This window comes from Gordonia sp. NPDC058843 (genome assembly GCF_042743165.1).
Lineage (GTDB): Bacteria > Actinomycetota > Actinomycetes > Mycobacteriales > Mycobacteriaceae > Gordonia.
Genome location: NZ_JBHYNC010000005.1, coordinates 152,529 through 176,314 on the forward strand (window position 1 = coordinate 152,529; position 23,786 = coordinate 176,314).

Sequence of the window (23,786 nt, forward strand, 5' to 3'; positions counted from 1 at the left end):
TCGACGGGGCTCAGGCGGCAGGAGGAGGGTCAGACGTCGCCGCGGCGAAGCATCCGGCCGCGGGCGGTCTCGAAGTCCACCTTCTGACCGCGAACCCAGGTCCCCTTGACCACGCCGGCGAGCGCGCGACCGTCGTACGGACTCACCGGGTTCTTGTGGTGCAGGCGGTTGACGTCGACGATCTGCGCGGACTCCGGCTCGAAGATCGCGAAATCGGCATCGCAACCGAGGGCGATGCGGCCCTTGGTCGGCAGGCCGGCGAGGTCGGCGGGTTTCGACGCCATCCACTCGATGACCTGCGGCAGGTCGATGCCGCGCTTCTTGGCCTCCGACCAGATGAGGGACAGACCCAGCTGCAGCGAGGCGACGCCACCCCAGGCGACCCCGAAGTCGCCGTTCTCGGGGTCCTTGAGGTCGACGGTGGAGGGGGAGTGATCGGAGACGATGCAGTCGATCGTGCCGGCCAGCAATCCCTCCCACAGCAGTTCACGGTTACCGGCCTCGCGGATGGGCGGACAGCACTTGAAGGCCGTCGCGCCGTTCGGTACCTCCTCGGCCAGCAGGGTGAGGTAGTGCGGACACGTCTCGACCGTGATCTTCACGCCGTCGCGCTTCGCGCTGGCCAGCATCGGCAGTGCATCCGATGACGAGAGGTGCAGTACGTGGGCGCGGACGCCGGTCCAGCGTGCCCGCTCGATGACCTCGGCGATCGCCAGGTTCTCGGCGCCGCGCGGGCGCGACGCGAGGAAGCGGGTGTACTCGTCCCCTTCGGGCGACGGGGCCTTGTCGATGGCGCGGGAGTCCTCGGCGTGGACGATCATCAGCGAGTCGAACTCGGCGAGCTTGGCCATGTCGGCTTCCATCTCGTCGGCCGTGAGGTGGGGGAACTCATCGACCCCGGAGTGCAGCAGGAAGCACTTGAAGCCGAACACGCCCGCATCGTGCAACCCGCGCAGGTCGTCCTCGTTGCCCGGGATGGCGCCGCCCCAGAAACCGACGTCGATGTGGGTCTTGCCCTGCGCTGCAGCACGCTTCTCGGCCAGAGCGTCGACGTTGACGGTCGGCGGGATCGAGTTGAGCGGCATGTCGATCAGGGTGGTGACGCCGCCTGCTGCGGCCGCGCGGGTGGCCGAGTCGAAGCCCTCCCACTCGGTGCGGCCGGGCTCGTTGACGTGGACGTGGGTGTCCACCAGCCCGGGGATCATCACCTGATCGTCGGCGAGTTCGATGACCTCGGTTCCGACCAGGCCACTGCCGAGCGGTTCGATGGCGACCACCCGGCCGTCCCGGATACCGATCTCACGCGCCACGATGCCGGCCGTGGTCAGCGTCTGTTCACCCCGGACGACCAGGTCGAACGGTGTGTCCGAGGAGGGGGCCGGGGCATCGGGTGCTGCGGTCATGGGGCGGGACTCCTTGCTTCGCCGTGTCCTGGGTCGATCCAGAGACTAACCCAGGTTATTCCTCATCATGGAATGTTGCGCTGTCATTTCGGAACTCAACTCGCGAGTAGGGCGGTGCCATGCTATTGACAACGGCCCGGATCGTGAGGCTAACTATCACGAACGCGGAAACTTGATTCCACATCACGGAACTTTCGCGAGTGTAGGAGCGCGGTCCTCGACCGTCCGATCGAAAGTGCAGAGATGAGCACTGAGCAGCACACGATCCCCGTCGGTGAGAGCGACTCCGGTGTCACCGGAACCGTCCCGGCCGGGCTGAGCCCGAAGCTGTACAACAACGACCTGGCCCCGACACGTCGCGTCGGGCGACGCTGGAACACGTACAACATCTTCACGTTGTGGGCCAACGACGTCCACAGCCTGGGCAACTACGCCTTCGCGATCGGCCTCTTCGCCCTCGGGCTCGGCGGATGGCAGATCCTCACCGCCCTCGTGCTGGGTGGGGTGTTCCTCTTCCTGCTGCTGAACCTCTCCGGCTTCATGGGAGAGAAGACAGGTGTGCCGTTCCCCGTCATGAGCCGGATCTCGTTCGGCATCCGCGGTGCGCAGATCCCCGCCCTCATCCGTGGTGGTGTGGCCATCGCGTGGTTCGGCATCCAGACCTATCTCGCCTCTGTCGTGCTCCGGATCATGCTCATCGCTCTGTTCCCGGGCGCCGCAGATCTGGACACCAACCGCTTCCTCGGGCTCTCGACCCTGGGCTGGATCTCGTTCGTGTCGCTGTGGGTGATCCAGGTGATCATCGTCAGCTACGGCATGGAGATGATCCGCCGCTACGAGGCCTTCGCCGGTCCGGTCATCCTGATCACGATGGTGGCGCTGGCCATCTGGATGCTCAGCAACGCCGACTGGACCATCGCGTGGTCGACTCCCGACTCGCTGACCGGCGTGGACATGTGGCTCCAGATCATCGGCGGCGCCAGCCTGTGGGTCGCGATCTACGGCACCTTCGTCCTCAACTTCTGCGACTTCACGCGTAACGCGGAATCGCGAAAAGCCATCGTGCGCGGCAACTTCTGGGGCATCCCGCTCAACATGCTGCTGTTCGGCGGCATCGTCATCGTCCTCGCAGGTGCCCAGTTCCGGATCAACGGCACGGTCATCGAGTCGCCGGCGGACATCGTGCAGACCGTCCCCAACACCTTCCTGCTGGTGCTGGCCTGCCTGGCGCTTCTGATCCTCACCGTCGCGGTGAACCTCATGGCCAACTTCGTCGCGCCGATCTACGCGCTCTCCAACCTGTTCCCGCGCCATCTCGACTTCCGGCGCGCAGCGCTCGTCGCCGCGGTCATCGGACTGGTCATCCTGCCGTGGAACCTCTACAACTCACCCGCGGTGATCAACTACTTCCTCGGCGGACTCGGCGCGCTCCTCGGACCGCTGTTCGGGATCGTGATGGCCGACTACTGGCTCGTCCGCCGCTCGCGTATCGACGTGCCGGCGCTGTTCACCGAAGCGCCGGACGGCGCTTATCACTACCGGAACGGCGTGAACATGCGGGCGATCGCCGCCTTGGTCCCGACCGCCGCGATCGCCCTGGTGATGGCCTTCGTCCCGGCCTTCGAGGTGATCTCGGAGTTCTCGTGGTTCATCGGTGCCGGACTCGGAGCGATCGTCTACCTCGCGGTCGCCGACCGCCGGGGACCGTTCGCCGAGGTGTCGGGCGAGTCGATCTCCGTCGCCAGCACCCACTGATCCAGAAGGAAAAGCATCGTGCGCATCCTCGTCGCCAACGTCAACACGACCGTGTCGATGACCGAGGCCATCGCCGACTCGGCGCGCTCGGTCGCCTCACCGGGGACCGAGATCGTGGGTGTCACACCTCGTTTCGGCGCCGACTCGTGCGAAGGGAACTTCGAGTCCTACCTCGCCGCCATCGCCGTGATGGACGCGGTTCTCGCCTATCCCGAGCCGTATGACGCCGTGATCCAGGCCGGTTACGGCGAACACGGCCGGGAGGGACTGCAGGAACTCCTCGAGGTCCCCGTCGTCGACATCACCGAAGCTGCGGCGTCGACGGCGATGTATCTGGGACACCGGTACTCGGTGGTGACGACGTTGGACCGAACGGTCCCGCTCATCGAGGATCGACTCAAGCTCGCCGGCCTCGACCAGCGTTGCGCGTCGGTCCGGGCGTCGGGACTCGGTGTACTGGAACTGGAGTCGGACCCGCAGCGGGCGGTCAAGGCGATCGTGGAACAGTCCACCCGTGCCGTGGCCGACGACCACGCCGAGGTGATCTGCCTGGGCTGCGGCGGGATGGCCGAGCTCGAGGAGCAGGTCCGCGAGGCGACCGGGGTCCCGATCGTCGACGGCGTCCGCGCGGCGGTCACGATCGCCGAAGGTCTTGTCCGGATGGGACTCTCGACGTCAAAGGTCCGGACCTACGCTCCGCCGCGGGAGAAGAAGATCACCGGCTGGCCGTTTCGGGTGTGACCGATGCGTTCTGGTGCTCGGACACCAGAGTTGTCGACCCAGAATGCGTCGTGGTTGTGACTGTACTGTGGGTACCCTGATCTTCATGGCCATGAATGTGCTGCACCGCTGGTGTTGTCGTTCGCATGCCTGGTCGATCGTCAGCGGACGCGTGCTGCTTCCCTGGGCACTCGATGGCGCAGACCTAGGAGGCTCGGTGCTCGAGATCGGCCCGGGTTACGGCGCCAACACCTCGTTTCTCGCATCGCGCGCGGAGGCGGTGACCGCCGTCGAGATCGACCCGGGATACGTCGAGCATCTGCGGCAACGCCACGCCGCCGACCAGCGGGTTCGGATCATCGAGGGTGATGCCACCGATACCGGACTGGCAGCGGGTGACTACTCCTCCGTGGTCTCGATGGCGATGCTTCACCACGTCCCGACGGAGGGTTTGCAAGACGCCTTGTTCGCAGAGGCGCGTCGGCTCCTGTCGCCGGGCGGGGTATTCGTCGGCGGGGATGGCACTCCGACACCGCCATTCGCTCTGGTGCACGTCGGGGATACCTACAATCCCGTTCGGCCGGCGACACTACCCGGTCGTCTCGAACACGCGGGGTTCGTCGATGTACGAGTGGACACGACGCCGGGAGCACTTCGGTTCAGCGCCCGGGCGCCGCGCTAGGAGTCCTGAGAGCGAGAAGGAAAGTCGCCTGGGGCGCTGGTTGATACGCCCACACCCCGGCGTCACATACCTTGCGGCCACCGCGGGTCGCGGCCGGCCAGTCCCGCGAGTCGATCGACGAGAGGTGCGTCGTCGGGCACCTCGACGACCGGTCCGAACATGCCGTCGCGTTCCTCCTGCGGTTGGGGCGGATGGTGGAAGTCGAAGACGACCTGCAGGATCTCGTCGGGGATGTCGAAGGTGATGTCCGCGGCACGCGCGACATCCCAGCCGTGAAGGACCAGTTCCGACAGCGCCACCATCCCCATGACCTCGGCGGGCAACTCGACGCCGCCTGCCTGGGTCATACCGTCCCAGGCGGCTGGGTCGTTCCACGAGTCCGAGAGGTCGCGCACGTGACGGCGCAGCTCGTCTCGCCACGCCGGTGACAGTCGGCTCTGGGTCGGGTCCGGCGGCGTCGAGGTCAATGGGCCGAAGTCCTTGCGTGCCGCGGCCGCGAACGCCTGGGACAGCCCGTCGACATGGGCCAGCAACGCGGCGACGTTCATGTCGGGACACGGGGTCGGGCGGTCCAGTTCCGTATCGGTGATCGCGGCAGTGAAAGTGAGCATGTGATCGGCGGCCTCGGACATCAAACTCGCCGGGGTGGTGTCGGTGGGCATGCGAATCCTCTCGTCGTCTCTGAGCACTCACCGGGACTGACTTGCTCGACGCCCGTTTCTCATCGGTCGTGCACTACCTCCCCGTACTGTGGTCACGTGGCATCTCCGATACGCGAGTACACGACCATCAGTCATCCGGAACCGAACACCCGTGTGTGGCATGAGATCCAGGGTGAGGGACAACCGGTCGTACTGCTACACGGCGCTCTCTCCGGTGCGTCGTCGTGGGGCGGTCAGGTGCCGGCGCTCGTGGATGCTGGATGGAAGGTGTTCTCTCCGGAGCGTCACGGCCATGGTCACAGTCCAGACGTGACCGACGAGTTCCATTACGCGGATATGGCCGAGGAAACGATCGCCTATCTCGACGAGGTGGTCGGTGGTCCCGCCGAGATCGTCGGGTGGAGTGACGGCGCGGTGGTGGGTGTGCTGGTCGCGCTGCGCCGTCCTGATCTGGTCCGTCATCTGGTACTGATCGGGCAGTACTACAACAGTTCGGGGCGTGCCGCCGGCGGCATGCTCGATGCGCTCGACACCGCCGACGACGAGCTGATGGGCTTCTTCGCTGAGGATTACGCCTCCGAATCCCCGGACGGGGCAGAGCATTTCCCGGTCATCTTCGCCAAGACGATGGCCATGATCAACACCGAGCCCGAGATCGATCTCGGCGACCTGTCGGCGATCACCGCACCGACACTGGTCATGCAGGGCGATCAGGACGAGGTGACACTCGATCACAGTCGCGACGTCGTCGGGGCCATCGACGGCGCGCGGCTGGCGGTCATCCCGGGGACACACCTCATCCCCATCGAGGCGCCGCAGGCCGTGAACGCGGTGATCGTTCAATTTCTCAGCGCGGAGTGAGCCTACTCAAGCCTGGGGCATGGCGGTGAAGGCGTCCGCGAGTGTGGGGTAGAGGCCGAGTGTGCGATCGAAACCCGTCAGTTGCAGTGGTCGCGTGATCGCGGGATGCTCGGCAACCACTCCGAACCGGCCGGCCGGTGTGATGGCCGCGTGTGCGGCGAGGAGCGTAGCGATGCCGGTGGACGCGAGGAAGTCGGTGCTGGTGAGGTCGATGATCAGGCCGCGGGGCTGCTCGCTCACCGCCTCCAGAACCGCTGCGCCCAGTCGCGGAACGGCGAGTAGATCGATGCTGCCGTGCACGGTCAAAATGATGAGGTGATCGCGCTGTGTCGAGATCACTGCCAGGGCGCGACCTGCTGGGGACGCGTCATGGTCTTCTACGACTGTCGGTTCGAAGCTGACTGCCTGCATAGAGTGCTGCCTTCCTGCCCGCTCGAGTTCGCCACCCGTGAGATGGCGCCGCATCGAGATACGCCCGCGGCGTCGGCAGTTGGCTGCGCCGGTGCCTTGCTGTGTCTCTCGGTATGACGTTCGGCGCGGTAGACGACACCGATGGCTGAGCCGTCCGCGCATTGCCTCTGGAGGAGATCGGCGGCTAGTTTCACACGGTGCGTTCCCACGTCGCGTTGCTCGGCGGAGTAAACCTGGGTGCTCGCAACAGGATCGCGATGTCGGACCTACGTGGAATCGCCGGGTCGATGGGACTGACCGACGTGGTCACCTACATCACCGCGACGACGTCGGACCTGACACCGCAGCGATCGTCGGCGATGCCGAACGGCGGGCGCGAGCGAAGGGTAGCGAGGACTCGGGTGTGGTGATCGGGCGGCGGGTGTACCTGCACACACCGAACGGACTCGGTCGCAGCGTGTTGGCTGCGGAACTCAACCGCCGGCCGGTCCCGACGACACCCGAGAGCGTCAGCACCATGCGCAACTGGGCCACCGTCACCAAGGTGCTGGACCTGCTCGGCGGCTGACCGGTCTAGTCGAGCCCTCACCGACGGCGAAGGCGTACGCGGCCACCGACACCGCGCTGATGAGCAGCAGGTACCACCCCGCGGCGTGGTGGAAGGCCAACAGGTAGAGCGCAGTCAGCGTCGCGGCGCAGATGGCGGCGGCCAGCACTGCCGGCAGCCATCGGCCATCCCGCAAGAGGAGTATCGCTGCCTGACATTGCATGCCGATATGAGAGACGGTCATGAGCGCCCCGGCGCACACCATCGCACAGACCCCTGGCACGGTGTCGGCGCTGTGCAGGGCTGCTGTCGCGATCGTTGCGAGAATTGCGATCGCGCCCAGCCCCACTCCCACTGTCGCGGAGGTGATGCGCGCGAAGTCCTGATCCGCGGAGTCGTTGTCGCGTTCTGTGATCGTACTGTCCATGACCACTTGTCTAATGCAATGTGCGCCGTCGCAGTAGTATGCACAATATCGTCCATATGGACGAGAATGTCCACAGTCAGACGGAGACGGGAGCCCGCCGATGGAGAGCAACGACGAGTTCGGTCTGCGAGACCCGGTGCGACGCGCCTACGAGGTGTGCCCGGTGGAGGTGAGCGTCGCCGTACTCGGTGGCTCCTGGAAGATGACCATCGTCAAGAACCTCCTCGAGGGCCCGATGCGATATGGCGCGCTGGGACGCGCGGTCGGCCCGGTGACGCCGCGAGTGCTGACCCGCCAGCTTCGTGAATTGGAGAGTGACGGCATCGTGCAGCGCACAGCCTTTCCCGAAGTCCCACCCAGGGTCGAGTACTCGCTCACCGAACAGGGGCAGGCTCTGAGTCCGTTCGTGTCGGCACTGAATCAGTGGGGGAAGAACTACGCTGCCGAAGTCATCGAACCGAGAGTCGCTCAGCATGGAAGCGAGGCGCCGACCCCTTAGTGTTCCGCGGAACACTCGTGACCTCGGGGTAAGGCCCGAAGAAATGTCGGTGCCGGGCGATACATTTCTTCTGTTCCTTTCCTTCGGTTCAGGGGGTTGCGTTGGGGGTCAGTGCTTTTCGTAGCGGTGGGGATGTGTCGTTGATGTTCGACGATGTGGATCCGGTGTCGTTGTCTGATGAGGTGCTCGAGGCGCGGGTGTTGGGGTACGCCGCGCAGATCACGGCGCTGACAGCGGCTTTCCTCGACTTGGTGGGGGAATTGGACGAGCGGGAGTCGTGGCGGGGGCCGGGGATTCACTCGCTGGCGCACTGGTTGTCGTGGAAGGCCGGCATCGCACCGCGAACCGCGCATGAGCATGTGCGGGTCGCCAAGGCGATCCGAGAACTGCCGGTGATCCGCACGGCCTTTGGCGAAGGAAGGTTGTCGTATTCGAAGGTTCGGGCGTTGACGCGGGTGGCGACGCCGGAGCGTGAGCAGGAGTTGGTGAATTTGGCGTCGTCGTGCACGGCGAGTCAGTTGGATCGGGCGGTGCGGGCGATGGGCCAGATCGACCGTGACCGTGGCGTCGAGGAGGACAGCCGGCCGCCGGTGGAGTCGACGGGCCGGTGGACGTGGAACGCCGATGGGTCGTTGTCGGTGTCGTTGCGGTTGACTCCGCTCGATGGGGCGCGGTTTCTGGCTGGGTCGGTGCGCGCGGAGTATGAACGCACCCGGACCTGCGACGATCCGGATCTGCCTACCGTGGACAGTGTTCCGCGGAACACCGAACCGGGTTCGGTCGCATCGGATTCGGAACTGGTTTCGGAGGTGGTGCCGTCGCGGCGTCGGGATCTGTGGCGGCAGGTGCCGTCGAATGTGGCGCCGGCGGTGGTGGCGATGGCCGACATGGTGCATGACGGGATCGCGATGCCCGATCTCGCACCCGGGGCGGAGATCCTTGTTCATGCCGGTGAGGGGGTGGAGTCCGCTCATCTCGATGACGGTCCCGGGTTGTCGGAGGTCGAGGTGGCTGAAGCCTGGTGCGGGGCGTCGAGGCGGGAGGTGGTGAGCCGCAGGGTGCCCGGTCAACCGGGGAAGCTGGCGTTGTTGGGTCTGGGGCGTCGCAAGCGGTCACCGAACAAGGCGTTGGTGCGGGCGTTGTTGGTGCGGGATCGGTGTTGTCAGATGCCGGGGTGTGGCCGGACGCGGCATCTGCATGCCCATCACGTGCAGTTCTGGTCGACGGGTGGGCGCACGGATCCGGACAATCTGATCTTGTTGTGCGGTTCGTGTCACCGGGCGTTGCATCGGGGCGAGTTTGCGATCACCGCGCATGGGTTGCAGCGGTTCACGTTTCATCGGCCTGACGGTGCCGAGATCGAGGTGGCGCCGCCGACCGCGGTACCCGGCGGGTGGAAGCCTGACGGCCGGATCAGCGTGGAGGCGACGGTTCCGGTCGGAGGCGGCCGGATGGATCTGGGGTACACCACCGAGGTGCTTTACGCGGTATGGGAATGGAAGGAACGCAACGCAACTCGATCGGAGCCAGCCGTCCGCGCGGCCGCCTAGCTATTCGTCGCGCAGCTCGTCGATGTCGGCTCGGGCGATCTCGTTGAGCCGATCGAGGATTCGGGTGTAGGCGGGCGACTTGCGATGGACGAGTGATGTGTGCGTTTCGCCGTCGAACAAGTGCAGGTCGGTCGAGCCGCCGGCGGCGTCGAGGGCCCGCGTGTAGCGGCGGGAGTTGTTCGGATCGACATCGTTGTCGGCCAATCCGTGGAACAGGGTGACCGGTAGCGCGGGGTCGAGATTGCGGATGGGGTCGACAGAGTCGTAGCGATCCGGGACCTGTTGCGGTGTGCCGCCGAGGATGTGGGTGATCACGCGGTTGTTGCCGTGGTCGACGGCGTAGTGCATGTCCAGCGGCCCGGAGATGGACACCACCCGGGATGGGACGAAGGCCGGACGCGAACCCACCTCGTCATCGGTGAGGCGATGGCGCGTGCCGCCCCACACGGCCAACTGTGCACCGGCGCTGTGACCGATCACCAACTCGTCGTCGATGCGCAACTGGGGGTAGGTATCGGCAATCGCGGGCACGTGGTCGAGTGCGCGGGCCACGTCGTGGAAAGTGGTTGGCCATCCTCCGCCGGTGCCGAGACGTCGGTACTCCACGTTGTAGACAGCCAACCCCCGGTCGGCGAGGTCCCTGGCCATCTCGTCGAATTGTTCTGCGCCCGCCCGACTTTCCCAACCGCCGCCGTGGATGATCGTCACCAGCGGCAGCGAATCGTCGGCGCGTGCCCCAGTGGGTAGGTACAGGTTGGCCCAGTTCTCGGCGGGGTCGGCATCGTCGGAGTCGAGATACTCGACCCGGACGACATCGATCGATTCGTTCCCGCCGGGACAGGGGGAGCGGTTGCCGGACCGGTCGCCGCCGATGGTGTGCCGCCCGTCGGTGGCGACGACGACTGCTCGGGTTGTGTCGAGCATCCGCCGCAGGCGAGCACGACCACCATCCCGACAGCGACCGTGAGAACCCGGCGTCTCATCGACTACTCCAGACCGGAGGGGACGGTCTTGCCGTTGACCGTCACGGTCACCTCGCCTGTCCTCGTGTTCTCCGCGATCTCACCGTGTTCGAAGGTCACCACCTCGAGGTCGCCGTCGACGGTCACGTCGCTGGTGGGAACTCCCAGCGGTCCGGCCGAGCCGTTGGTGCCGAGAAGTAACGGCGTGCCGTCCGGTGCTCGTTCTGTGTTCCATGCATCCCGGATCTTGCCGGAGGTGATGATGTACCCGGGCGTTGCGGAGTCGCTGTTCTTCGCGATGATCACGCCCCCGCGGAACTGTTGGTACACAACGCCACTCTCGCGGGTCCCCGCGTTGCGATCCCCGGTGAGCGGCTTGCCCAGGGCGGCCCGTTGTGCGTCGGTCGCCGAGGCGTACTTGATCGCGATCGGGCCGGTGAGTGTGACCTCCACATCGTCCTCGCCCATGACCGTTGTTTCGGTGGGAGCCGCATTGTCCGCGACAGGAACGGGGGCCGTCGTGTCGCCGGGTTCTGCGGTCGTCGTTGACGACCAGGTCGGCGATGCTCCCAGGGACGAGTCGTCGGCGTCTGACGTGCCGCAACCGGCAGCGATCAGCGTGACCACGAACAATCCGGCAACGAACTCGGCGCGGCGGGAAGCCACCAGTTTCATGTAATCCTCTCGACCCTCGACTCGTCGGCCAAGGTGTATCACGGACCACGTCCCGTCGCTGCGTACCCGCAGGCTTACCCGTGCCGACGGCGGTATTCGCGTGCGGCACCCGGATGCAGGGGGATGGGGCCGGTGAGGATCTAGGACTGCGCGTCGAGGAACTGGCTGCCGATCGCCTGCGACGGCACGAGGTGTGCGGACTCGTCGAGGAGCAGATCGACGACGGCCGCCGCGGTCGCGTCGGGGACGTCCCGGCGGGCGAGCAGCAGATTCGCGACGCCGACGGTGGTGACCGCCGGATGTCGGCCGTAGATGTCGGCCGGGATGCGCACGGGCTCATACGCCGGGCCGTACTGCCGTCGTAAGGCCGACACGACACCGCCGAGATCGAGAAGGGCGATCGGCACCCGCGGGTCGGTGAACGCCGGGGTCGGCAGACCACCTGCCCACATGACGGCATCGACCGCTCCCGCGGCGAGCGCCGCGCCGGCGTCCCGCATCGTCTGGCGAACCGGTCGGATGTCGCGGGCGGGTGCGAGGCCGGCGGCGGCGAGCACCCGCTCGGAGAGTCCCGCGGCGCCGGATCCCGGTGCGCCGACACTCACCACCCGTCCGCGCAGATCGGCGATTGTCGCGATGCCGGAGCCGGCGCGGACCGCCACCTGGAAGTAGTTCTCGTACACGCACCCGAGCGCGGTCAGCTGAGGATTCGCACGCTCGGTGGCCGTGTCGCTGAGGCTGAGGGCGAGCTCCGCGGAACCGTTCGCCAGGGCATCGAGGTTCTCGGCCGAACCGCCCGACTGACGAGGGCGGATCGGCGGCGCGCCCACCCGGTCGGCCGCCGCGGCGAGGAGACCGGCAAATTCCCAGAAGAATCCGCCGGACTCTCCGGCCGCCAGGTGGACCGGTGCGCCTCGCTCGGTTCCGCACGCGGACAGCAGAAGCAACGCTCCCACGCCGCAGCCCCCGCGGAGCACGGTCCGCCGGTCGACCGACCCGCGCGCGTACGACATGGTGTCACCTTAGGCCCGCTGGGCATCGGCCCCTGCGTCGACGAAGGCCCGCCCCTGCTCGCGATCGAGTGGCGTCTCCGCCTTGTTGCGCAGGACGAAGATGTAGACCAGCAGCGACACCGCGATCACGACGGTGACGTAGGCGATGAACCACGGGACATGACCGCCGTTCTTCGCGGCCTGATAGATCAGCGGCGCGGTGCCACCGAACGCGGAGTTCGCGAGGGCGTAACCGAGACCGACTCCCAGGGCCCGGACATGTGAGGGGAACAGTTCCGCCTTCACGATCGCGTTGATGGAGGTGTAACCGGTGAGGATCACATAACCGATACCGAGCAGGGTCAACGACGCAGCGACCGAAGTGGTCTGGGGCAGGTAGGTGATCAGGAAGTAGGTGTACAGGACACCGCCGACACCGAAGAAGATGAGGACCGGTTTGCGTCCGACCTTGTCGCTGATCATTCCGCCGATCGGTTGCAGCGCCATCAGGAACACCAGGCCGATGAGATTGATCCAGGTACCGGTGCGGCCGTGGTCCTCGTAGGCCGTCTTGACGATGGCCGGCGCGTTGACGCTGTAGGTGTAGAAGGCGATGGTGCCACCGATGGTGACCAGGAAGCAGACCAGCAGGGGACGCCAGTTGTTCAGCAGGAGTTCGCGAATCGATCCGGACTCGGAGTCGGCGCCGCTGCGCACGGCTTCCAGCTGCTCCGGGGTCAGCGACTCGTCCATGCTGCGGCGCAGCCAGAAGACGACGACCGCGGCCACACCACCGATGAGGAACGCGATGCGCCAGCCGAAGTCGGAGATCTGATCCTTGTCGAGGAAGCCCTGCATCACGAGCAGGGTGAGCTGTGCCAACACGTGTCCGCCGATCAGCGTGACGTATTGGAACGACGAGAAGAAGCCGCGACGCTCGCGAGTGGCGGCCTCGGACATGTAGGTGGCCGATGCGCCGTACTCGCCACCGGTGGCGAAACCCTGCACCAGACGGCAGAGCACCAGGATGACCGCTGCCCACACGCCGATCGACTCCCGACCCGGTGTCAGCGCGATCGCCAGCGAACATGCGGCCATCAACGACACACTGAAGGTCAGTGCCGCACGTCGGCCCCGACGGTCGGCGTAGCGCCCGAAGAACCAGGAGCCGACCGGCCGCATCAGGAAGGTGACGGCGAAGATGGCGTACACGTAGACGGTCGAGTTCTTGTCGGCAGGGTCGAAGAACTGACTCTCGAAGTACGTCGCGAACACCGTGTAGACGTAGACGTCGTACCACTCCACGAGGTTGCCCGAGGACCCGCGCAGGGTGTTGAGCACGGCGCGACGGGTCGCTGCGGGCGAGGAGCTCGTCGGTGCGCTCCGCGCGTCCGCGGGGTGCCGGGTGGGCGAGTCGGTCATCGGTGTCCTCCAGGTCGTCGAACGTGCACCCGACCCGGGGCCGGCGTCGGATGCCCCTAACACTGTGAACGCAGTCACAGGCCCAACGGAAGCCGATCGCGGTTTCCTAACACTCCCTTAGGACTGATCGCCCGCCACGGCGTCCGCCGCCGGGATCCAGAGGTCCACCCGCAGGCCCGCAGGTCGTCCGGCGCTCACCGTCAGCTCGCCCCCGGCCCCCTCGACGAGGGCCGCAGCGATGGACAGTCCGAGCCCGGAGCCCGGTCCACTGCCGGCCGAGGCGCGGAAGAACCGTTCCGTGACGCGGGGCAATTCGTCATCCGTCACACCGCGGCCGGTGTCGGCGACCCACATCCGGAGACGCGTTCCCTCGGAGCGGCAGCCCACTTCGACGGACGCGCCCGGCCCGGCGTGGTTGACCGCGTTGCTCAGCAGGATGTCCATCACCCGGATGAGGTCGTCCTCGTCGAGCGCGGCGATCGTCGAGGACGGTCGCCGCGATGGCAGTGCGATCGACGCCGACAGTCCGGCATCCGCGAGCGCACCCGCCCAGAAGTCGTGGCGCTCGGTCATCACCGCGGCGACATCGCAGACTCCGGTGACCGAGCCTGCCGCTCGCGACTCGGCGGTGGCCAGGACGAGCAGGTCCTCGACGATGCGGTCCAGCCGGTCTATCTCCACGAGCGTCTTCTGATGCGAGGCGAGCGATCTGCCGGTCAGGCCGAGACCGAGAGTGTCGAGACGAAACCGGACCGCGGCGAGCGGATTACGCAGGGCGTGGGCGGTGTCGGCGACCAGACGGCGCTGGGCCGCGGTGGCGTTCTCTACGTCGTCGGCCATCTCGTCGAAGATCCGGGCCAGCTCACGGACCTCCGGCGGGCCGCTGCGCCGGTGATCGCGGAGTCCGTTCTGCCTCCGTTCGTTCGTGCCCGGAACGCGGTCGATGATCGATGCGCGCAGCGAGCGCACCCGGGTGGTCAACGCGGTGAGCGGACGAACCGTCCACCGCGACAGGGCTACCGCGATCAGCGACCCCACCACGAGCATCGCGATGGCCCCACCGGCGATCACCGCCCAGGTCTCGGCGACGTCGCGTCTGGCCGCCGATGTCGACGCCTCGATGACCACCGCGCCGTCGACCTGGGTGCCGGTACCGATCGGCATGGCCACCAGCACCAATGTGGGCGACCAGGGCGTCAGTCCCGACGCGATCCGGGTGCGCTGGTTGCGCAGCGCCTCGGACACGGCCTCGGCGACTTCTGGTGACTGCGCGGTGAGGCCGGCCGAGGCCCGCGTCGTACCGGCTCGATCGACCACCACGACACCTTCGCCGTAGAGGTCGCGATAGCGCTCGACGGCCTGCTGCAGCTCGGTGCCCCGCATCTCCGGTTCCCGGTCGGCGAGGTCGGCGAAGTAGACCGCGGACGCGGTCCGGCTCTCGGTGAAACGTTGCAGCCGTTCGCGACTCACCGTCGTGGCGAGGGGGACCGCCAGCCCCAGGACCACGATCGCCGAGTAGGCGACGAGCACGAGCAGCACGCGCCGCCACATCGCTCAGGAGCCCCAGCGGTAGCCGTACCCGCGGATCGTCTCGATCACGCCGGGCCTGCCGAGCTTCGCCCGGAGCGCGGTCATGTGTACGTCGAGGCTCCGGGAGATCGCGACGTAGGCGTCGCCCCAGATCGCGTCCATCAATTGTTCGCGGCTCACTGCCTCACCACGGCGTGTGACGAGGTGCGCGAGGAGTTCGAACTCCTTGGGAGTCAGTGCCACGTCGGCACCGGCCACGGTGACCAGCCGCGCATCGAGGTCCACCACGATGTCGCCGGTCGTGACCCGTCGCCGGGCGGCCGGTGACTCGTCGACGGCGCGCCGGCGGGCGGCCACCTCCAGGCGCGCCATCAGCTCGCCCAGCCGCGCCGGCTTGACCACATAGTCGTCGGCGCCCCCGCGAAGTGCCCGCACCACCGACCGCTCGTCGTGCCGCGCGGTGAGCACCACCACCGGCATCTGGCTGACGGCCCGCAACCGGCGCAACACGGTCAGACCGTCCTCGTCGGGGAGCCCCAGGTCCAGCAGTACCAGGTCGAAATCTCGGTGACCGAGTAGGAGATCGGCACCGCGGCGCATCCGACGGGGTTCGTGGCCGACCTCGCTCAGGGCGTCGACGAGCGCATCACCGACCCCGTCGTCGTCCTCCACCACCGCGATACGCATCGGGTCCACGGTACGACAGCGGCGGGAAGGGGCCTGTCAGAGCACGATCTGCCGGTTGACGTCCTTGTAGAGCAGGTACCGGAAGTTCGACGGTCCGCCCGCGTAGCAGGCCTGGGGGCAGAAGGCGCGCAGGGACATGTAGTCGCCCTCCTGGACCTCCACCCAGTCTTCGTTGAGCCGATAGACGGCCTTGCCTTCCAGGACGTACAGGCCGTGCTCCATCACGTGGGTCTCGGCGAACGGGATCGACGCGCCCGGCTCGAAGGTCACGATGTTGACGTGCATGTCATAGGCGAGGTCCTGTGGGTCGAGCATTCGCGTTGTGCGCCAAGCGCCGTCGGTGTCGGGCATCGGGGTGGGCTCGATGTCACGTTCGTTGCCGAACTTCGGGGCCGGCTGGTGACCCGCGATCGGCTCGTAGCGTTTGCGGATCCAATGGAACGACACGGGGGCGTCACCGCGGTTGTGCGCCGACCAGGACGTGCCCGCGGGCAGATACCCGAACCCGCCGTCGGTGAGCGTGTGCTCGTCGCCGTCGACGGTCACGGTGAGCACGCCCGCGGTGACGAACAAGAAGCCCTCGACCTCCGACTGCGGTTCCGGCGCTTGCGATCCGCCGCCCGGGGCGACTTCCACGATCGTCTGGGCGAAGGTCTGCGCGCCACCGGGTACCGGACGGTTCAGTACCCACGCGCGGGTGTCGGTCCACTCCGGGAAGACCGACGTGACGATGTCGCGGAACACGCCACGGGGGATCACCGTGTACGCCTCGGTGACGACCGCGCGATCGGTGAGCAGATCGGTCTGCGGCGGGAGTCCTCCCGCGGGTGTGTAATACGGCGTCGTGTTCATCGGGCTGTCCTCTGTGAGTGGGGGAATGCGAGTTCGCGCACCTTCGCGATGGGCAGGTCGGTAGCGGTCTCGACCTCGTCGACGGTCAGCGCGCCGCACAGTTCGCCGCGTCGGATGAAACCGGCGAGCGCACGTGCCGTCGCAGGCTCGTCGAGCACCGACGACTCGATGCGGTGCGCGTAGTTCCGCAAACGTGCTGCGGCCGAGTCGAATCCGTCACGGTAGAAGGCGTACGTCGCCAAGAAGCGGGTGACGAGTTGAGCGGGATGCAGATCCCAGCCCTGGTAGAAGCCGCGCTCGAGGTGACGGCGGACGAGTCTCGCGTGCAAGGCCCAACCGGCGTGGACGGCCTCAGCGTCCCCGACCGGGAGGATGTTCGTCGATCCGTCCGACAGTCGCACTCCGGTGCCGGCCGCCGCGAGCTGCATCACGGCCTTCGCGTGGTCGGCGGCGGGATGCTCCATCGACTGATAGGCGGCGGCGATGCCGAGGGACGCCGAGTAGTCGTAGGTCCCGTAGTGCAGTGCGGTCACCCGGCCGTCGCCGGCATGGATCATCGACGCGACCGCCGCAGTGCCGTCGGCGCTCATCACCGCCTGTGGGGTTTCCACCTGGATCTCGAAGCCGATGCGTCCCTGCGGAAGTCCGTGAATGCGCTCGAGTTCGCGGGCGACGGCGACCATCGCGACCACCTGGTCGGTCGAGGTGACCTTCGGCAGCGTCAGCGTCAGCCCCGCCGGCAGATCTCCGGTGTCGGCGAGACCGGCGACGAACAGGTCGAGGGTGCGCAGGCCGCGTGCCCGCACGTCGGCCTCGAAGCACTTGAAGCGGATGCCGAGAAACGGCGGTGACGTGTCGCCGGCCGTACGGATCGCGGCGACGGCAGCCGCGACGGCCGCGTCCTCCTCGTCGTCGGAGCGGACGCCGTAACCGTCTTCGAAGTCTATGCGCAGATCCTCGATGGGCTCGGTGCGCAGTTTGCCCTCCACCAGGTCCGCGAGTGCGGTTGCTGTCGAGTCGGTGTGGGCGACGGTCGAGCGGGCGATCGCGGCGAGGCCGCCGTGGTCGGCAGCTGCATCCAGGGCAGCGCGTCCCCACTCCTGCGGCAGGTTCGCCGAGTACCGGTCGGCGGGGACGTAGACCGTGTGGACCGGCTGGCGACTCCCGTCGTCGCCCGGATACCGATCGGACAGGACCGCATCCGCCGGTGCCAGGGCGGCCTCGAGTTCGGCGAGGAAAGTCGCGTCGAGGCGACCGGGTTGCACGCTCACGAGGCGCCCCTTTCGTTCGGCCGGCTGTGGAAAAACAATTCCGCAGAGCGGAGTTTACTGCAGGGAGGGTGATCGCCACCAGCCCCGTGTGCCGACGGCGGCCGATTGTGGTTTCACATCATGGAACGTAGCGTGATGCCGGACTGTGGAGGTGGCGATGGCGGGGAACTCGGGCGGTGTGCAGTCCGTCGAGCGCGCGTTCGAGTTGCTCGAACTCATCGGACGCGCCGGCGGTGAATGCTCGCTGAGTCATCTGTCGGCGGAATCACCGCTGCCGCCCCCGACCATCCATCGACTGCTCCGGACGCTCGTGGGAATCGGATACGTCCGGCAGCTCCCGAACCGGTCATACGCCCTGGGTCCTCGGCTCATCCGGCTCGGCGAGGTGGCCAACCGGCAACTCGGTGCCGTGGCCGCGCCCGTCCTGGCCTCGCTGGTCGGCGAGCTCAGCGAGACCGCGAGTCTCGCAGTACTCGACGGCGACATGGTCATCTACGTGGCGCAGGTCCCGTCGCCGCACAGCATGCGCACCAACAACGAGGTCGGGCGCCGGGTGACCATGCACAACACCGCGGTGGGCAAGGCGGTCCTCGCCGAACTCGACGATGCGCGCATCCTCAAGCACGTCACGCAGGCCGGCCTGACCGCCGCCACCGAGTGGAGTGTCACGTCGTTGTCCGGCGTGTTCGCCGCCGTCGAGCAGGTGCGCGCGGACGGTGTCGCCACCGACGAACAGGAACACGAGGTCGGGGTCTGCGGCATGGCGGTCGCGGTGCCCGGCGCCCCCACACCCATGGCGGTCGGCATCTCGGGACCGGTGGCCCGATTCGACGACGACCTCCGTGCCCGGGCGATCGGCGCCCTCCGCACCGCCGCCGGGACCGTGTCCGAAGCGCTGATCGGGTCCAGGGAGACGTAGGGACTAGATGGTGAGCTTCGTCGGCGTCGTGCGGTTCGCGCCGTCGCCGCTGGAACCGTCGCCGATCTGACCGTCGTTGTTGAATCCCCAGCAGTACACCGATGCCGCCGACATCGCGCACGACGTCCCGTTGCCGGTCGAGATCGACGTGACGTCGGTCAGGGTCGAGACCTCGCGGGGGATCTTCACCGATCCGCCGGAGGAGCCGAGCTGGCTGCGATCGTCGTCTCCCCAGCAGAAGGCCCGGTCGTCGGACACCGCGCAGGTGGTGCCCCAGTCGGTGGAGATGGCGGAGACGCCGCTCAGATTGCTGACCTGGACCGGTGCCTGCCGGGTCTCACCGGTTCCGTCGCCGATCTGACCGTAGGCGTTGGAACCCCAGCACCAGGCGTCGCCGCCGGCGACCGCGCAGGTCGTCTGGAAGTAGGTGCTGGTGTTGGTGTTCGGGTCGTCGTCATCGGCCGCCTCGTGATAGCCGCCGATGGCGATGTCGGTGACGTCGGTCAGCGAGCCGACCTTGACCGGTGCCGAGCGTGCCGTGGTGCTGCCGTCGCCGATCTGCCCGTTGTCGTTGGCCCCCCAGCAGAATGCCGAACCGTCCGACACCGCACAGGTGGTGCCGTAGGCGGTGGCGATGTCGGTGACGACGCCGAGTCCGGGAACCTTGACCGGGGCCGACACCGGGTCGGTGCCGCCGCCGGTGCCGAGCTGGCCGTACTCGTTGTTGCCCCAGCAGTAGGCGTCGGTGCCGGCGACAGCGCAGGTGGTGCCCCACCCGGTGGAAATCGCCTTGACGTCGGAGATGGTGCCGACCTTCGTCGCGGCGTCCACCGTCGAACCGCTGGTACCGTTGCCGACTTCGCCATAATGATTGTTGCCCCAACAGAATGCGTCGCCGGCGGCGATGGCGCAGGCCGTCGAGACATAGGCGTTCTCGCCGGTGAGGTAGCCGCCGGTGGTGACCGTGGTGGCGTTGGAGACACCGGTCACCGCGACCGGGCGGGTGTGCGACGTCGTGGTGCCGTCGCCGAGCTGCCCGGAGTCGTTGTCCCCCCAGCAGTGCACGCTCCCGTTGACCACGGCGCAGCTGCTCCCGAAGTTGGTGCTCACCACGGGCTGCGCGACGGTGGCCTTCTCCGGGTCGTCGACGGTGCTGCCGATGACGGCCAGTCCCACGACCGCCGCAACGACGAGCAGCAGCACGGCGCCGAGGACACCGGCGACGATCAGGCCGGTCCGCTTCTTCTTCGCCGGCGGAGTCGGTGGCATGCCCGGGTATCCGGGTTGGGGGTGACCCGGCTGGGCGTGCGGGCCCGAGAGATGGGGTGCCGACGAGTACAGCGGTTGCGGGCCCGACGGTCCGGTCATCGTCGGCTGGGGAGGAGGCGTGTACTGGCCGTGGGACGGGCCGAACTGCTGCTGGGGTCCCGACGGGTGCCCGGCCGACGGGCCCCCGGCGCCGCCGCCCACCAGCGTGGGTGGGGGCACCGAACCGGCGATCATCGTGTTGCCCTGCGCGGCAGGCGAATCGAGAGCAGCCTTCAGTGCGGCCGCAAAGCTGCGGCAGTCGGGGTACCGGGCCGCGGGGTTCTTCGACAACGCGCGCTGGAACACCGGGTCGAGATGGGCGAGGTCGCCGCGGAGCTGGCCGATGTGGGGGACCGGGCGCTGGATGTGACCCAGCATCACCGACGGCTCGGACTGGCCGACGAACGGCGGCTGACCCGCGAGCATCGCGTAGGCCGTGCAGGCCAGCGAGTACTGGTCGGACCGGGCCGTGGCGTCGGCGCCCTCCAGGGTCTCCGGAGCGGAGAAGGCGACCGTGCCGATGAACGAGTGGGTTCCGGTCAGGTTGGCCGAGCCGGCGAGTTTGGCGATGCCGAAGTCGAGCACCAGCGCGCGCTCGACGGCGTTCGTCGCCGGATCGCGCGTGACGAGGATGTTGGCGGGCTTGATGTCCCGGTGCACCACGTGGTGGCGGTGCGCGTAGTCGAGGGCATCGGCCACCTGCGAGACGACAGTCGACACCTCCGCCGGCGCCAGACGTTCCTCGGTGAGGTCCTTGCCCTCGACGTAGCTCATCGAGAACCACGGCGAGCCGTCGGAGATCCCGTACTGATGGATCGTGATGATGCTCCGATGGTCGAGCTTGGCGGTGGTGCGTGCCTCATTGGTGAAGCGTTGGTTGAACCCGGGCTGGGCACTGACCGCCGTCGAGATGACCTTCAGGGCCTCGCGCCGCTCCAACTGCAGGTTCTCGACGAGGTACACCTCGCCCATACCGCCCGCGCCGAGCTGAGAGACCACGCGATAACCGGCGATGTGGGTGCCGGGACTCAACGGCACGGCGTCACCTCTTCCTGAGCTTGGCGACTGAACGGCCCAAATGGCCGCTCTCGCAGACGTATGCAGGGACGATACCGAAACCGGAGGGGTCTGGGGCACCCTTCAACCGGATGACGGGGCTGTCGCTAGAACGTGACCTGCGTGGGGGTCGGACGGTCGTCGGTGCCGCCGACGCCGAGCTGGCCGGTGGCGTTGAAACCCCAGCACCAGAGGTACGACGACGCGAGCGCGCACGAGGTCCGTTCGCCGGTGGACACCGCACCGACATCGGACAATTCGCTCACCCGGGTGGGCGTCGGCCGGTCGGTCAGGGTGCCGTCGCCGACCGACCCCCAGGCGTTGGCGCCCCAGCAGTGGGCGACCCCGTCGGCGAGTGCGCACGTCGTGTTGGAGGTGCCGGTGCTGACGGTCTCGACGTCGACGAGACCCGAGACCGGGGTCGCCGTGCCCCGATTCTCGGTGGTGCCGTCGCCGAGTTGCCCGAATGCGTTGTTGCCCCAGCAATATGCGCTCGCCCCGGCGACTGCACAGGCGGTAGCGGCACCGGCCGAGACCGTGGTCGCCCCGTCCAGATCGGCGACCCGGGTCGGGCGCGCGCGGTTCGTGGTCGTGCCGTCGCCGACCTGCCCGTTGTCGTTGAGCCCCCAGCAGTAGGCGTCGCCGGCCGCGACGGCGCAGGTGAAGTTCACGCCGACGCTGATCGCCGTCACGTCGTCGAGTCCGGCGACGCGAACGGGTCGGTACTGGTTGGCGGTGGAGCCGTCGCCGACCTGGTCGAAGTCGTTGGTGCCCCAGCAGTACGCAGCGCCCGCCGCGATCGCGCAGGTCGCCCAGTTCGCGGTGGAGATGGCGGTGACGTCGGCGAGGTCGGCGACCCGGGTCGGCGTCAGGCGCGCGTCGGTGGTGCCGTCGCCGATCTGCCCGTAGTCGTTGTTGCCCCAGCAGTAGGCGAGGCCCTCGGCGACCGCGCAGCTGTTGGGGCCGCCGGTGCTGATCGCGGTGACACCACTGAGGTCGACGACCTGCGTAGGCGTCTCGCGCGTGTCGGTCGTGCCGTCGCCGAGCTGACCGGCGGCGTTGTCGCCCCAGCAATAGGCGGTCCCGTCGCGGATCGAACAGGTGGCACCAAGACCGGCGCTGAGCTGGGCTTGCGAACCCGCGGCCATCTGCGGCGTCGACGCCGGTCCGGCGTTTCCGTCGTCGCTGCCGCCGAGGGTGACGACCCCGATGGCGACCACGCCCGCGAGGATCGCGACCGCGAGGACCGCGGCGAGCGCGAGCGGCCATCGGCGCCTGCGCACCGGAGGGTTCGGCGGCGGAGGGTTCGCTCTTGGAGGGTTCGGCGGCGAGATGACCTGCGTCGGCGGAGTAACCTGCGTCGCTGCGATGGTGGCGCGCGGTCGGTCGACGGTGCCGACCCGTTCGAGGGCGGCGTGCAGGTCCGCGGCGAATGCCCGGCACGTCGGATAGCGATCGAGCGGACCCCGCGCGAGCGCACGGTCGAAGACGGGGTCGAGTGCGGCGAGCCCGGGGCGATGGGTGCTGATCGGGGCAGGACGCGTCGTGAGTTTCGCGACGATGTGGCGGGTCTGCGTGTCGGCGTCGAACGGGGTTGTGCCGGAAAGCAATTCGTACGCCGTGCAGGCCAGGGCATACTGATCCGAGGCGGGGCCCGCCGGTTTGCCGTCGAGGATCTCCGGCGCGGCATAGACGAGGGTCCCCACGAACGACGACGGGGCGGTCAGAGTGGTGGCGGTGGTGAGCTTCGCGATTCCGAAGTCGAGCACGACGACGCGGTCGAGGGCGTCGTCCATGGCTCGCCGCGTCACCATGATGTTGCCGGGCTTGATGTCGCGGTGGATCACGCCGTGGCCGTGGGCGTAGTCGAGCGCATCAGCGACCCGGGTGACGACACCCACCACCTCATCCGGACGAAGCGAGGCGCTGCGGAGGTCGCGCCCGTCGAGGTAGGTCATCGTGAACCAGGGGTCGCCGTCGGTGACGCCGTAGTGGTAGATCGTGACGATCGCGGGATGGTCCAGGGCCGCAGCGGTCTGCGCCTCTCGGCTGAACCGACGCGCGAACTCCTCGTCGACGGTCTCGGCGATCGAGATCACCTTGAGGGCCTCGCGCCGACGCAGTTGCGGATTCTCGACCAGATAGACAGTGCCCATCCCGCCACTGCCCAACCGCGTGATCACCCGGTAGCCGGCGACCTGGTCTGGCTGGGTAGCCATGGGCGCCTCCTGGTGGCGGGACCTGTGTTGCGACGACGATAGCGCCGGCACGCCCGTCCTGCCCTGGACACGGCACTTGTTCATTCGGACGACATGGCACAATGCTCGACGTGGCAAACAAATCTGGCGCTGAAACATCCACCCCCGGCGAAGCGGGTGCCGGCACCGGCAAGGTCGTCGAATCCGCCAAGGGCAAGAAGCACTACGTCGACAACGGCTGGCCGCAGGACGACAACGGCGACGCCGCCGAGCACGCCGTCTCCGAGCTCGCTACGCACATCTCCGGAGCCCTGTCGCCCTTCGGTGAGACCGAGTTCCCGCTTCCGGCCGACGACCTGCCCTTCGTGCAGTCGAAGACCGTCGTCAACCGCTGACG

At 67.7% G+C, this 23,786-nt stretch carries 23 protein-coding genes and 1 pseudogene; 10 read left to right on the forward strand and 14 right to left on the reverse strand.

What is annotated here, in order from left to right:
• Positions 1-29 precede the first annotated feature (29 nt).
• Positions 30-1,403: an allantoinase AllB gene (gene allB, locus ACFW3F_RS05750; protein WP_388055197.1), complete on the reverse strand. Its 1,374-nt coding sequence runs from the start codon at positions 1,401-1,403 to the stop codon at positions 30-32.
• 243 nt (positions 1,404-1,646) lie between these two features.
• On the opposite strand from allB, the gene ACFW3F_RS05755 reads away from it, so the two are divergent.
• The 3 genes from ACFW3F_RS05755 to ACFW3F_RS05765 all read left to right on the forward strand — a co-directional run bounded on the left by ACFW3F_RS05755 (position 1,647) and on the right by ACFW3F_RS05765 (position 4,560).
• Positions 1,647-3,158, forward strand: coding sequence for an NCS1 family nucleobase:cation symporter-1 (locus ACFW3F_RS05755; protein WP_388055199.1), 1,512 nt, complete (start codon positions 1,647-1,649; stop codon positions 3,156-3,158).
• Between the two features lie 18 nt (positions 3,159-3,176).
• Complete coding sequence (locus ACFW3F_RS05760) at positions 3,177-3,899, forward strand: aspartate/glutamate racemase family protein (RefSeq protein ID WP_388055201.1); 723 nt, start codon at positions 3,177-3,179, stop codon at positions 3,897-3,899.
• Between the two features lie 85 nt (positions 3,900-3,984).
• Positions 3,985-4,560, forward strand: a complete 576-nt coding sequence (locus tag ACFW3F_RS05765) for a class I SAM-dependent methyltransferase (RefSeq protein ID WP_388055203.1) — start codon at positions 3,985-3,987, stop codon at positions 4,558-4,560.
• 62 nt (positions 4,561-4,622) lie between these two features.
• Here the strand turns inward: ACFW3F_RS05765 and ACFW3F_RS05770 are convergent, their stop codons facing one another.
• Positions 4,623-5,222, reverse strand: coding sequence for a TIGR03086 family metal-binding protein (locus ACFW3F_RS05770; RefSeq protein ID WP_388055205.1), 600 nt, complete (start codon positions 5,220-5,222; stop codon positions 4,623-4,625).
• Positions 5,223-5,318: 96 nt separating this feature from the next.
• Here ACFW3F_RS05770 and ACFW3F_RS05775 point away from each other — a divergent pair, with 96 nt between their 5' ends.
• On the forward strand, positions 5,319-6,083 hold the full coding sequence (locus ACFW3F_RS05775) for an alpha/beta fold hydrolase (RefSeq protein WP_388055207.1): 765 nt from the start codon (positions 5,319-5,321) through the stop codon (positions 6,081-6,083).
• Positions 6,084-6,089: 6 nt separating this feature from the next.
• On the opposite strand, the gene ACFW3F_RS05780 is transcribed toward ACFW3F_RS05775, so the two are convergent.
• Complete coding sequence (locus ACFW3F_RS05780; protein WP_388055209.1) at positions 6,090-6,422, reverse strand: STAS domain-containing protein; 333 nt, start codon at positions 6,420-6,422, stop codon at positions 6,090-6,092.
• Between the two features lie 269 nt (positions 6,423-6,691).
• Between ACFW3F_RS05780 and ACFW3F_RS05785 the strand changes: the two genes are divergently transcribed.
• Together ACFW3F_RS05785 and ACFW3F_RS05790 are read left to right on the forward strand one after the other, a co-directional pair.
• Positions 6,692-6,904, forward strand: a complete 213-nt coding sequence (locus tag ACFW3F_RS05785) for a DUF1697 domain-containing protein (protein WP_388055211.1) — start codon at positions 6,692-6,694, stop codon at positions 6,902-6,904.
• A complete protein-coding gene (locus tag ACFW3F_RS05790) occupies positions 6,898-7,062 on the forward strand; it encodes a hypothetical protein (RefSeq protein WP_388055213.1) in 165 nt (54 codons plus the stop codon). The genes ACFW3F_RS05785 and ACFW3F_RS05790 overlap by 7 nt, the downstream gene beginning before the upstream one ends.
• On the opposite strand, the gene ACFW3F_RS05795 is transcribed toward ACFW3F_RS05790, so the two are convergent.
• Complete coding sequence (locus tag ACFW3F_RS05795) at positions 7,031-7,468, reverse strand: hypothetical protein (RefSeq protein WP_388055215.1); 438 nt, start codon at positions 7,466-7,468, stop codon at positions 7,031-7,033. The two genes, ACFW3F_RS05790 and ACFW3F_RS05795, sit on opposite strands and share 32 nt — an antisense overlap.
• Positions 7,469-7,568: 100 nt before the next feature.
• Between ACFW3F_RS05795 and ACFW3F_RS05800 the strand changes: the two genes are divergently transcribed.
• Positions 7,569-7,967 carry a winged helix-turn-helix transcriptional regulator gene (locus tag ACFW3F_RS05800; protein ID WP_388055217.1) on the forward strand — a complete coding sequence of 133 codons (399 nt, stop codon included), beginning with the start codon at positions 7,569-7,571 and terminating at the stop codon, positions 7,965-7,967.
• A gap of 143 nt (positions 7,968-8,110) precedes the next feature.
• A complete protein-coding gene (locus tag ACFW3F_RS05805; RefSeq protein WP_388055219.1) occupies positions 8,111-9,517 on the forward strand; it encodes an HNH endonuclease in 1,407 nt (468 codons plus the stop codon).
• Here ACFW3F_RS05805 and ACFW3F_RS05810 read toward each other — a convergent pair whose 3' ends face one another.
• The 8 genes and pseudogenes from ACFW3F_RS05810 to ACFW3F_RS05845 form a co-directional block, all read right to left on the reverse strand.
• Entirely contained in the window at positions 9,518-10,441 is a 924-nt protein-coding gene (locus ACFW3F_RS05810; RefSeq protein WP_388055221.1) for an alpha/beta hydrolase, read from the reverse strand.
• 62 nt (positions 10,442-10,503) lie between these two features.
• Entirely contained in the window at positions 10,504-11,154 is a 651-nt protein-coding gene (locus tag ACFW3F_RS05815) for an LGFP repeat-containing protein (protein WP_388055223.1), read from the reverse strand.
• 74 nt (positions 11,155-11,228) lie between these two features.
• A pseudogene (locus tag ACFW3F_RS05820) lies at positions 11,229-12,167 on the reverse strand (TAXI family TRAP transporter solute-binding subunit).
• A 9-nt stretch (positions 12,168-12,176) separates the two neighbouring features.
• A complete protein-coding gene (locus tag ACFW3F_RS05825) occupies positions 12,177-13,568 on the reverse strand; it encodes an MFS transporter (protein WP_388055225.1) in 1,392 nt (463 codons plus the stop codon).
• Positions 13,569-13,685: 117 nt separating this feature from the next.
• Positions 13,686-15,119, reverse strand: a complete 1,434-nt coding sequence (locus ACFW3F_RS05830) for a sensor histidine kinase (RefSeq protein WP_388055227.1) — start codon at positions 15,117-15,119, stop codon at positions 13,686-13,688.
• Positions 15,120-15,122: 3 nt separating this feature from the next.
• A complete protein-coding gene (locus tag ACFW3F_RS05835; protein ID WP_388055229.1) occupies positions 15,123-15,785 on the reverse strand; it encodes a response regulator transcription factor in 663 nt (220 codons plus the stop codon).
• A 36-nt stretch (positions 15,786-15,821) separates the two neighbouring features.
• Positions 15,822-16,637: a bifunctional allantoicase/(S)-ureidoglycine aminohydrolase gene (locus tag ACFW3F_RS05840; RefSeq protein WP_388055231.1), complete on the reverse strand. Its 816-nt coding sequence runs from the start codon at positions 16,635-16,637 to the stop codon at positions 15,822-15,824.
• Positions 16,634-17,908, reverse strand: coding sequence for a DUF6986 family protein (locus tag ACFW3F_RS05845; RefSeq protein ID WP_388055233.1), 1,275 nt, complete (start codon positions 17,906-17,908; stop codon positions 16,634-16,636). Before ACFW3F_RS05845 ends, ACFW3F_RS05840 begins: the two co-directional genes overlap by 4 nt.
• Before the next feature lie 157 nt (positions 17,909-18,065).
• Here ACFW3F_RS05845 and ACFW3F_RS05850 point away from each other — a divergent pair, with 157 nt between their 5' ends.
• Entirely contained in the window at positions 18,066-18,827 is a 762-nt protein-coding gene (locus tag ACFW3F_RS05850) for an IclR family transcriptional regulator (protein WP_004020210.1), read from the forward strand.
• Positions 18,828-18,830: 3 nt separating this feature from the next.
• Here the strand turns inward: ACFW3F_RS05850 and ACFW3F_RS05855 are convergent, their stop codons facing one another.
• Positions 18,831-21,173, reverse strand: a complete 2,343-nt coding sequence (locus ACFW3F_RS05855; RefSeq protein WP_388055235.1) for a protein kinase — start codon at positions 21,171-21,173, stop codon at positions 18,831-18,833.
• A gap of 125 nt (positions 21,174-21,298) precedes the next feature.
• Complete coding sequence (locus ACFW3F_RS05860; RefSeq protein ID WP_388055237.1) at positions 21,299-23,410, reverse strand: protein kinase; 2,112 nt, start codon at positions 23,408-23,410, stop codon at positions 21,299-21,301.
• A gap of 101 nt (positions 23,411-23,511) precedes the next feature.
• Between ACFW3F_RS05860 and ACFW3F_RS05865 the strand changes: the two genes are divergently transcribed.
• Positions 23,512-23,784 (forward strand): hypothetical protein, encoded by a 273-nt coding sequence (locus tag ACFW3F_RS05865; RefSeq protein WP_388055239.1) that lies wholly within the window; start codon positions 23,512-23,514, stop codon positions 23,782-23,784.
• Positions 23,785-23,786 lie beyond the last annotated feature (2 nt).